Below are 10,198 nucleotides of genomic sequence, written 5' to 3' on the forward strand. Positions count from 1 at the left end.
CTCACAACTCGTCGAGCGAGATCAGGCCGTCCTGCACGGCCCTGGCCATGAGTTTCGCCTTGCTGCTCGCGGGACGGCCCGCGTTGGCGTACTTGATCCGCACCCGGTCCAGATAGGTGTTGACGGTGCGTTCCGAGATGCCCATGCTCTTGGCCACGACGCCCTTGGACTCCGCGCGGAACCAGGACACGAGCACCTCCAGCTCCCGCGCCGACAGCAGGGGGCGGTCGGGCGGGCGCTCGCGGGTGGGCACCGGGCGCGGCGGGGCGTAGCGGACCCCGGCGGCGGCCGCCCTGATCGCGGTCACCAGGTGCCGCTGCTCGGCGGCCCGGGTGATCACGGCGGTGGAGCCCAGGTCCATCCGGGCGAGCGCGGCCTCGGGGCCGCTGCGCATGGTGTAGCCGACGATCCTGCGCTGCTGCGCGACCAGTTCGTGCAGCTCGGCGCAGGTGGGGCGGCCGTCGCGCGGGAGGAGTTCCAGCACGACGACGTCCGCGGCGCGGCCCGGCCCGTACAGCGCGACGGAGACGTCCGGGCCCTCGGCGACGACCTGGATCGGCCCCTCGGCCGCCGCGCACCAGGTCGAGAGCCCCGCGCGGACGACGGGGTGGTGATCGACGAGTACGACACTGACCGGAAGCGCTGGCACCACGTTCACCTCCTCGGTCGACGGGACGAGGCGGGCGCGGCCGGCCTCACAGGGAGGCCAGGACGGCGTGCCGGAGCTGCCGGAGGTCCCGGCCGGGCTCCAGTCCGGTCTCCCGGTCGAGGACCCGGCACGCGGAGTCGTAGATGCCGAGGGCCTCGGACTTCCGGTCGGAGCGGTAGAGCGCGAGCATCAGCTGCCGGTAGAAGGTCTCCCGCAGCGGGAATTCGGTGACGAGCGACTTCAGCGGGGCGATGACCTCCTCGTGGCGGCCGAGGTCGAGGCGGGTCTGCGCGAACATCTCGGAGCACTCGATCCGCATCTCGTCCAGCCGCCGGCGGAAGCCCGTGACGAGCGGCCCGGACCGGACGTTGGCGAGCGCGGCGCCGCGCCACAGCCGTATGGCGCTGTCGAAGCTCGCGGCGGCGGCTTCCGGTTGCCCGGACCTGGCGTTCTTGCGGCCGGCCGCCATCAGCCGCTCGAAGGCGTCGGCGTCGCATTCGCTGGCGGCCCGGCACAGCATGTATCCGCCGGGCCGGGTGAGGATGGGATTGCGCCGCCCCGGCCGGTCCAGGAACTTGCGGAGCCGGGAAATGCAGACGTAGAGGGTGGCCGTGGTGCGGTGCGGCGGTGTTTCACCCCACAGTTCGCGGGAAATCTGTTCCGCCGGGACGACCTGATCGGATCGGATGAGCAGGACGGCCAGCAGGGTCGCCAGTCGCTGCGCGCCGAGCGGGGAACTCCCCCGCTCGTCTTCCACCCGCAGAGGACCCAGTATCTCGTACCGCATGTTACCCCCGTAAAGTCCGGACCGTTTTACCTGACGGACGTTCAGTACGTGCGGGCACTCACCGGGGCGCCGCCAGTTCCGGGGCGTCGACGAGCACGGCGTGGTGCAATTGCTGGAGAGCGGCGGACGGTTCCAGTCCGAGTTCCTCGACGAGTACCGTCCGTGCCGAACGGTAGACGTCAAGCGCATCGGCTCTGCAACCGGAACGGTACAGCGCGAGCATGAGCCGACGGTAGAAGGACTCGTGCAGCGGGAGTTCCTCTATCCGCGCGTAGAGGTAGCCGATGAATTCCCGGTGCCGGCCCAGCTCCAGGCCGGTCGCGACGAAGCGCTCCGTGCAGTCCAGCCGGGCCTGTTCGGCCCAGCACGCGAATCCGTTGACGATGGCGCCGTCGCGCAGTTCCTCGAGGGCCGGTCCGCGCCAGAGGCCGAGGCCCTCCTCGTAGGCCTCGCACGCCTCGTGCAGCCGGCCGTCCTCCTCGGCGGCGCGCCCGGTGCGCACCAGGTCCTGGAAGAGGGCGAAGTCCAGCTCGTCGGTGCCCAGCCGCAGCGTGTAGCCGCCACGGGCGGTCACGACCGGGCTCTCGCTCCGGTCGGGCAGCCGCAGCGCCTTGCGCAACTGGGACACGTAGACGTGCAGGGCGGCCTGGGTCTGGCGGGGCGCGCGGGTGCCCCAGATCTCCTTGGCGAGGTCGTCGCTGCCCACCGGCTCGCCGGCCCGCACCAGCAGCGCCGCCAGCAGGACCTCGACCTTGCGGGCACCGACCAGCCGGGTCGACGCTCCTTCGGCCAGGCGCAGCGGGCCGAGTATCTCGTACCTCATCGCACCGCGCCTTCCGCCGGCGCACATACGCCGACCGGGCAAGGACACATGCTGTTTTCCATATGTTTTTTTAACACTCGGGAATCACCCTGTTGTCGAGCGTAGGGGAATCCGCCAGCCGGTGACACAAGTCCGGCCACAGTGCCGGGACTTCGCCTGGCGGGTAGCTCTCACGCGCCGGTCGGGCGGGAGAAGGGCCATTCATTCGCTTGTGGCAAGGAGCATCACCGCATCATAGCTACACCTTGCAGCGCGGTGTGAGGGTCGGTCAACCGACAGCCAATTGGCCGTGCGGTGACCAATCCGGCATCCGGCACGCCTGCCACGAGCGGACTTCCTTGCCCGCGCCATGGACCGGCGGCGCACCGGCGGACCTGCGCGAGTGCGTACCGGCAGCTTTCCGCCACTCCCCGGCGGGCGTCCGGGACCGGCACACCTGATGCCCGGTTGCCCGGCTTGCACGGGTGATGTCCATTTTGCCTGACCGGCCGCGGGTAAACGTCCGAAACGCACGCGGCCGGGCGGCGGTTAGATCATCTTTAGGGGCCGCTCCGAGAATGAATGGCGTTCCGGGCATGTCCTGCGCGCATGACAGGTGATTCCGCGATTCATGTATGGGGGTTTCATGGCCGGCCCACGCCCCGCCCTCGCACCGGCGACGCCCTCCGCTTCCGCCGCCTCCGCCCCTCTCCCCGGGCCTTCCGCCGTCTCCCTGGCCGCGCCCGTCGCGATCGTGGGAATGTCCTGCCGGCTGCCCGGCGCGCCCGGCCCCGACGCCTTCTGGGCCCTGCTGCGGGAGGGCCGGGACGCCGTCGGGCCCGTGCCGGGATCCCGGCTGCCGGCCGCGCCCGGGGCAGCGCCCTGGACCGTGGGGCTGCTGGACCGCGTCGACACCTTCGACGCCGCCTTCTTCGGTATCCCGCCGCGCGAGGCCGTCGCGATGGACCCGCAGCAGCGGCTGATGCTGGAACTGTCCTGGGAGGCCGCGGAGGACGCGGGGATCCGGCCCGCGGCGCTCGCGGGCAGCCGCACCGCCGTCTACACCGGCGCGATCTGGGACGACTACGCGACGCTCTTGCGGGGCCGCGGTACGGGCGCTTCCGGCGGCAGGGGCCGGCACTCCATGGCGGGCCTCCAGCGGGGCATCATCGCCAACCGGATCTCGCACCGGCTGGGGCTGCGCGGCCCCAGCATGACGGTGGACACGGCGCAGTCCTCGGGGCTGGTCGCGGTGCACCTGGCGTGCGAGAGCCTGCGCCGCGGCGAGGCGGACCTCGCCTTCGCGGGCGGCGTCAACCTCATCCTCGCGCCGGAGAGCATGCGGGCGGCCGAAGGGGAATTCCGCGGCTTCGCGCCCGGCGGCCGGTGCCGCACCTTCGACGCGCGGGCGGACGGGTTCGTCCGCGGCGAGGGCGGCGGCATGGTGCTCCTCAAGCCGCTCGCCGCCGCGCTCGCGGACGGCGACCCGGTGCACTGCGTGATCGCGGGCAGCGCCGTCAACAACGACGGGGCGACGGACGGGCTGACCCGGCCCGACCCCGGGGCGCAGGAGGAGGTGCTGCGGGAGGCGTGGCGGCGGGCCGCGGTGGCGCCCGCCGACCTGCAGTACGTCGAACTGCACGGCACCGGCACACCTGTCGGCGACCCGGTCGAGGCCGCCGCGCTGGGCGCCGCGCTGGGCGGGCGCCCGGCCGGCGCGCCGCTGCGGGTCGGCTCGGCGAAGACCAACCTGGGCCATCTGGAGGCCGCCGCGGGCATCGCGGGCCTGCTCAAGACCGCGCTGAGCATCCGCCACCGGCGGCTGCCGCCGAGCCTGCACTTCACCGCGCCCAACCCGGCGATCCCGCTGGGCGAGCTGGGCCTGCGGGTGCAGACGGCGTACGGACCCTGGCCCGACGAGCGGCGCCCGCTCGCGGCGGGTGTCAGCTCCTTCGGCATGGGCGGCACGAACTGCCATGTCGTCCTCACCGAACCCCCCGCGCCCGCGGCGCCCGCCCCGGCGCGGGCCCGCACCGCGCCGCCGATCACCGCGTGGGCCCTGTCGGCGGCGAGCCCGCGGGCGCTGCCCGCCCAGGCCGCCGCGCTGCGCCGGCACCTGGCGGCGCACCCCGGCGCGCACCCGGTCGACGTCGGCCACGCGCTCGCCGCCACCCGGACGGCCTTCCCGCACCGGGCCGTCGTGCTCGGCGCGGACGAGGACGAACTCCTCGCCCGGCTGGACGCGCTGGCCGCCGGACGGGAGGCGCCGGGCCTGGTACGCGGGCGTGCCGGCGCGGGCGGCGTCGCCTTCCTCTTCGGCGGCCAGGGCAGCCAGCGCCCCGGCATGGGCGCCGGACTGTCCGCCGCCCACCCCGTCTTCGGCGCGGCGCTGCGCGAGGTGTGCGCGGCCCTTGACCCGCTGCTCGGGGTGCGGCTGCTGGACGTCATGGCCTCCGGGGACGCGGGCGGCTCGCCCCTGGACCGTACGGAATTCACGCAGCCCGCGCTTTTCGCGTTCGAAACGGCGCTCTTCCGCCTCGTCGAGTCCTGGGGCCTCCGGCCGGACCACCTGCTGGGCCACTCGGTCGGCGAGATCACCGCCGCGCACGTGGCCGGGGTGCTGTCGCTGCCGGACGCGTGCGCGCTGGTCGCCGCGCGCGGGCGGCTCATGCAGTCCGTCACCGCGGACGGGGCGATGGCCGCGTGGCAGGCGACCCCCGAGGAGGCCCTCGACGCCCTCGCGGGCAGCGGCGGGCGGGTCGGCCTCGCCGCCGTCAACGCGCCCTCGTCCGTGGTCGTCTCCGGCGACCGCGACGCGGTGGCGGCGGTGACCGCGACGTGGCGGGACCGCGGCCGCAAGGCCACGCTGCTCAAGGTCAGCCACGCCTTCCACTCCGCCCATCTGGACGGTGTGCTGGAGGAGTTGCGCGAGGTCGCCGCGGGGCTGGACTTCGCGCCGCCCGCGATCCCCGTCGTCTCGAACGTGACCGGCGCCCCCGCCACCGCCGAGCAGTTGCGCTCCCCCGGCTACTGGGCCGACCACGCCCGCCGCACCGTCCTCTTCGCGGACGGCGTCCGGCACCTGTGCGACGCGGGCGTGACCACCTTCCTCGAGCTCGGCCCCGACGCCTCGCTCACCGGCATGGCGCGCGAGACCGCGGCCGCGCACACCGGCGACGGGCCCGCCCCCGCCGCCGTCGCGGCGCAGCGCCGCGGGCGCCCCGAGGCGGAGGCCTTCGCGACGGCGATGGCCCAGGCGCACGTGCGCGGCGCCGACGTCGACTGGCGGGCCGCCTTCGCCGCGCACGCCCCGCGCCAGACGAGCCTGCCGACGTACGCCTTCCAGCGGATACGCCACTGGCCCGAGGGGGTGCCGGGCGCGCCGGCCCTGGAGGGTGAACCGGTTGAGGCGGCGGGACCGGCGTCGGAGGCGGGCGCGTACGGGGACGGCGGCGCGGCGTCCGGGGACGCGGGGGCGTACGACGACGGCGCGGCGTCCGGAAGCGCGGGGCCGGACCACAACGGCGGCGCGGCGTCCGAGGACCCGGGACCGCACCACGGCAGCCGTGCGGCGGCCGGGGACGCGGGACCGCACCACGGCGGCGCGGCCGCGCAGGACGCCTCCGGGGGCTCCGCCGGGGACGTGCTCGGGCTCGTACGGGCGCAGACCGCGCTCGTGCTGGGGCACGACGGGGCCGAGCGGGTCGACCCCGAACTGACCTTCCGGGAGCTGGGCTTCGACTCGCTCGCCGCGACCGAGCTGGCCGAGCGGCTCACCGCCGCCACCGGCGGCACCGTGGCGGCGACCGCCACCTTCGACCACCCGACGCCCCGCGCCCTGGCGGCGTGGCTGCACAGCGGACGTACCGGCCGGCAGGGCGCGGACCAGGCGGCGCGCCGTCCTGAGGCTGGGGAGGCCGTCGCGATCGTGGCCGTGCACTGCCGCTACCCGGGCGGCGTGGACTCCGGCGAGGCGCTGTGGCGGCTGGTGGACGAGGGCGCCGACGCCGTCGGGGACTTCCCCGCCGACCGGGGCTGGGAGGTGGCCGACGGCGACAGCGCCACGGGCCGGGGCGGCTTCCTGGCCGGGGCGGGCGACTTCGACGCGGAGTTCTTCGGCGTCAGCCCGCGCGAGGCCCTGGCGATGGACCCGCAGCAGCGCATCCTCCTGGAACTCTCCTGGGGCCTGCTGGAGCGGGCCGGTATCGCGCCGGGCTCGCTGAAGGGCAGCGCGACCGGCGTCTTCGTCGGCGCCACCACCGCCGACTACGGGCCCCGGCTGTACGAGGCCGCGTCCGACATCGGCGGGCACCTGCTCACCGGGAGCACGCCGAGCGTCGTCTCGGGCCGGGTGGCGTACGCGCTGGGGCTCCAGGGCCCCGCCCTCACCGTCGACACGGCGTGCTCGTCGTCGCTGGTGGCCATCCACCTGGCCGCGCGGGCGCTGCGCGAGGGCGAGTGCGACCTCGCGCTCGCGGGCGGGGTGACGGTGATGGCCACACCGGGGATGTTCGTGGAATTCTCCCGGCAGGGCGGCCTCGCCCCCGACGGCCGCTGCAAGCCCTTCGCCGCCGCGGCGGACGGGACGGGGTGGAGCGAGGGCGCCGGGCTCGTCCTGCTGGAGCGGCTGTCCGACGCACGGCGCAACGGCCACCAGGTCCTTGCCGTGGTCCGCGGCTCCGCCGTCAACCAGGACGGCGCCAGCAACGGGATCGCCGCCCCCAACGGCCCCTCCCAGCAGCGCGTCGTCCGGCAGGCGCTCGCGAACGCGGGGCTCGGCCCGGAGGACGTCGACGCCGTGGAGGCCCACGGCACGGGCACGCGGCTCGGCGACCCGATCGAGGCGGAAGCGCTGCACGCGGCCTACGGCAGGGAGCGGGAGCGGCCCCTGCTCCTGGGCTCGGTCAAGTCCAACATCGGCCACACACAGGCAGCCGCGGGCGTCGCCGGGGTCGTCAAGATGGTCATGGCCCTGCGGCACGGGCGCCTTCCCGCGAGTCTCCATGTCGACGAACCGACCCCGTACGTCGAATGGTCCGGCGGCGTCGAACTCCTCACGCAGGCCGTCGACTGGCCCGACACCGGACGCCCCCGCCGCGCCGCCGTCTCCTCCTTCGGCATCTCCGGCACCAACGCCCATCTCATCCTCGAACAGGCGCCCGGCGAGCCGGAGTCCGCGCCGGTGCGGGCCGGTGACGTCATCCCCTGGGTGCTGTCCGCCCGCACCCCCGAGGCGCTGCGCGCCCACGCCGCGAACCTCGCCGCGCACGCCGGCGGCGCGCACTCCCCCGCCGACATCGGCTGGTCGCTCGTCGCGACGCGTTCGGCGGACCGCTGCCGGGCGGTGGTCTGCGGCGCCGACCGCGAGGAACTGCTCGCGGGGCTGCGGGCGGTGGCGGAAGGCCCCGCCCCCGAGCCGGTGTCCGCGGCGGAGGGCCCGGTCATGGTCTTCCCCGGGCAGGGCTCGCAGTGGCTCGGCATGGCCGTCGAACTCCTGGACTCCTCACCCGTTTTCGCCGACCGCATCACCGAATGCGCCCAGGCGCTGGGCGACTTCACCGACTGGTCGCTGACCGACGTGCTGCGCGGGGCGCCGGGCGCGGCCGGGATCTCCCGGGTGGACGTCATCCAGCCCGTCCTGTGGGCGGTGATGGTGTCGCTCGCCGCCGTGTGGGCCGACCACGGCGTGCGTCCCGCGGCTGTCGTCGGGCACTCGCAGGGCGAGATCGCCGCGGCCTGCGTCGCCGGGGGCCTGTCGCTGCGGGACGGCGCCCGGGTCGTGGCGCTGCGGTCGCGGGCGCTGCGCGCGCTGGCCGGGCAGGGCGCGATGGCCTCGCTGGCCCTGGGCGGTACGCAGACCGAGCGTTTCCTCGCCGAACTGGGCCCGGCTGCCGCCCGGGTGACGGTGGCCGCCTTCAACGGGCCCTCGTCCACGGTCGTTTCCGGGCCGCCCGACCAGGTCGCCGCCGTCGTCGCGGCGTGCGAGGCGGCGGACGGCCGGGCGCGGACCATCGACGTCGACTACGCCTCGCACGGCCCGCAGGTCGAGGCGCTCGCGGACACGGTCCGCGCCGACCTGGCGGGGCTGCGCCCCACCGCCTCGGGCCCGGCCTTCTACTCGTCCGTCACCGGCGCCCCGCAGCCCACGGACGCGCTCGACGCGGACTACTGGTTCACCAACCTCCGGCGGCCGGTGCGCTTCACCGCGGCGGTCGAAGCCCTACTGGCCGCGGGGCACCGGGTGTTCATCGAGGTCAGCCCGCATCCGGTGCTGCTGCCGGCGCTGCGCGAATGCGTCGAGGAGGCGGACGTCGCGGCCGCCACCGTGCCGACGCTGCGCCGCGACCAGGGCGGCCTGCGGCAGGTGGCGCGCGCGCTCGGCGACGCGTACACGGCGGGGCTCGCGGTCGACTGGACCCGCTGGTTCGACGGCGGCGACAGCGACGGGCGGCCCACGCGGACGGTCGAGCTGCCGACGTACCCCTTCCAGCGGCAGCGGTACTGGCTCGCGCCGGACCAGGGGCGCCGGACGCCGCCCGGGTCCGGCGCGGGCGCCCGCCCCACCGGGCACCCGCTGCTGACCTCGGCGGTCGAACTCGCCGACGGCGGGCTCGTGCTGAGCGGCCTGCTGCCCGCGGGGTGGATGGACGGCCACACGGTGGCGGGGGTCGGGCTCGTGCCCGGCGCGGCGCTCGTGGAGTGGGCGCTGCTGGCCGCGGACCGGTCCGGCGGCGCCGCGCTGGAGGAGCTGCTGCTCCACGCCCCGCTCGAACCCGCGGGGCCCGCGGACCCGGTGCTCGCGCAGGTCGCCCTGACGGCGCCGGACGCGGCGGGCCGCCAGGCGCTGCGCATCTCCTCGCGCCGGGGCGGCGGCGGATGGACCCTGCACGCCGAGGGTTCGCTGGCCCCTGCCGGGCAGGAGCCCGACGCCGGGCCCGTGGAGCGTGTCGCCGCGCGCCCCGAGCCGTGGCCGCCGACCGGGGTGCAGGCCGTGGACGTCGCCTCCGCGTACGAGCAGGCCGAGCGGCGCGGTTACGGATACGGCCCCGCGCTGCGCGCCGTCCGGGCGCTGTGGCGGGAGGGCCTCGCGCTTGCCGCGGAGCTCGTGCTGCCCGACCCGGCCGAGGCCGACGCCACCGCCCTCCACCCGGTGCTGCTGGACGCCGCCCTGCAGTGCCTCTTCCTGGCGCAGGGGCCGGACACCGCCGACGACCGGGTGTGGCTGCCCTTCGCATGGGGGCCGGTCCGCCTGCACGCGACCGGCGCCCGCGCCGCCCGGGCCCGGCTCGTACCGCTCGGCGACACCGAAGCCCCCGCGGACAGGCGCGAATTCCGTCTCACCCTGACCGACCCGGCGGGAGCCCCGCTCCTCGACGCCGCCTCCGTCCTGCTCCGCCCGCGTACGGCGCGGAGCCTGCGGGAGGCGGCCCCACCGCGGGCGCGGGCCGCCGCGGCGCCCGGTGCCGTACCGTCGCGGCCGGTCGCCGCGGCGCCGGTGCCGGACGGCGGCAGCGGCTGGGCGGGGCGGCTCGCGGGCCTGGCCGCGGCCGAGCGGCACCACACCGTGCTGGGGCTGGTGCGCGGGCACGCCGCGGCCGTCCTCGGGCGCGCCGACGCCGGGGCGATCCGCGCCGACGCGTCCTTCAAGGAACTGGGCTTCGACTCGATGACCTCCGTCGAGCTGCGCAACCGCCTGGTGGCCGACAGCGGGCTGCGGCTGCCCGCCGCGGTCGTCTTCCGGCACCCGACGCCGGAGCGGCTGGCCCGGCTCCTCGACGAGCGGCTGGCCCCGCAGCAGCCGCCGCACGAGCCCCCGCCGGAGCAGTCCCCGCCCCCGCCCCCGCCGCCGGACGCGGCGGACCGGCTGGCGTCGGCGACCGCCGACGAGCTGCTGGCCTTCATCGACAACGAGCTCGGCACCGTCGCCGACCCGCACTCCCGTCCGCACTCCTCCCGCTGA

Annotated in this window: 4 protein-coding genes; 1 reads left to right on the top strand and 3 read right to left on the bottom strand. The window is 76.1% G+C overall.

The window, feature by feature from the left end; all coding sequences use genetic code 11:
- Position 1: 1 nt before the first annotated feature.
- From ACH4SL_RS29680 to ACH4SL_RS29690, 3 genes are all read right to left on the bottom strand, one after another.
- Positions 2–652 carry a DNA-binding response regulator gene (locus ACH4SL_RS29680; RefSeq protein ID WP_398451109.1) on the bottom strand — a complete coding sequence of 217 codons (651 nt, stop codon included), beginning with the start codon at positions 650–652 and terminating at the stop codon, positions 2–4.
- Positions 653–695: 43 nt separating this feature from the next.
- On the bottom strand, positions 696–1,406 hold the full coding sequence (locus ACH4SL_RS29685; RefSeq protein ID WP_398451111.1) for a BTAD domain-containing putative transcriptional regulator: 711 nt from the start codon (positions 1,404–1,406) through the stop codon (positions 696–698).
- 88 nt (positions 1,407–1,494) lie between these two features.
- The gene (locus ACH4SL_RS29690; RefSeq protein ID WP_398451113.1) at positions 1,495–2,259 is read right to left on the bottom strand and encodes a BTAD domain-containing putative transcriptional regulator; all 765 of its coding nucleotides are present in this window, start codon (positions 2,257–2,259) and stop codon (positions 1,495–1,497) included.
- A 625-nt stretch (positions 2,260–2,884) separates the two neighbouring features.
- Here ACH4SL_RS29690 and ACH4SL_RS29695 point away from each other — a divergent pair.
- Complete coding sequence (locus ACH4SL_RS29695; RefSeq protein ID WP_398451115.1) at positions 2,885–10,198, top strand: type I polyketide synthase; 7,314 nt, start codon at positions 2,885–2,887, stop codon at positions 10,196–10,198.

The sequence above is a fragment of the Streptomyces sp. NPDC021020 genome, from assembly GCF_044333285.1.
Classification (GTDB): domain Bacteria; phylum Actinomycetota; class Actinomycetes; order Streptomycetales; family Streptomycetaceae; genus Actinacidiphila.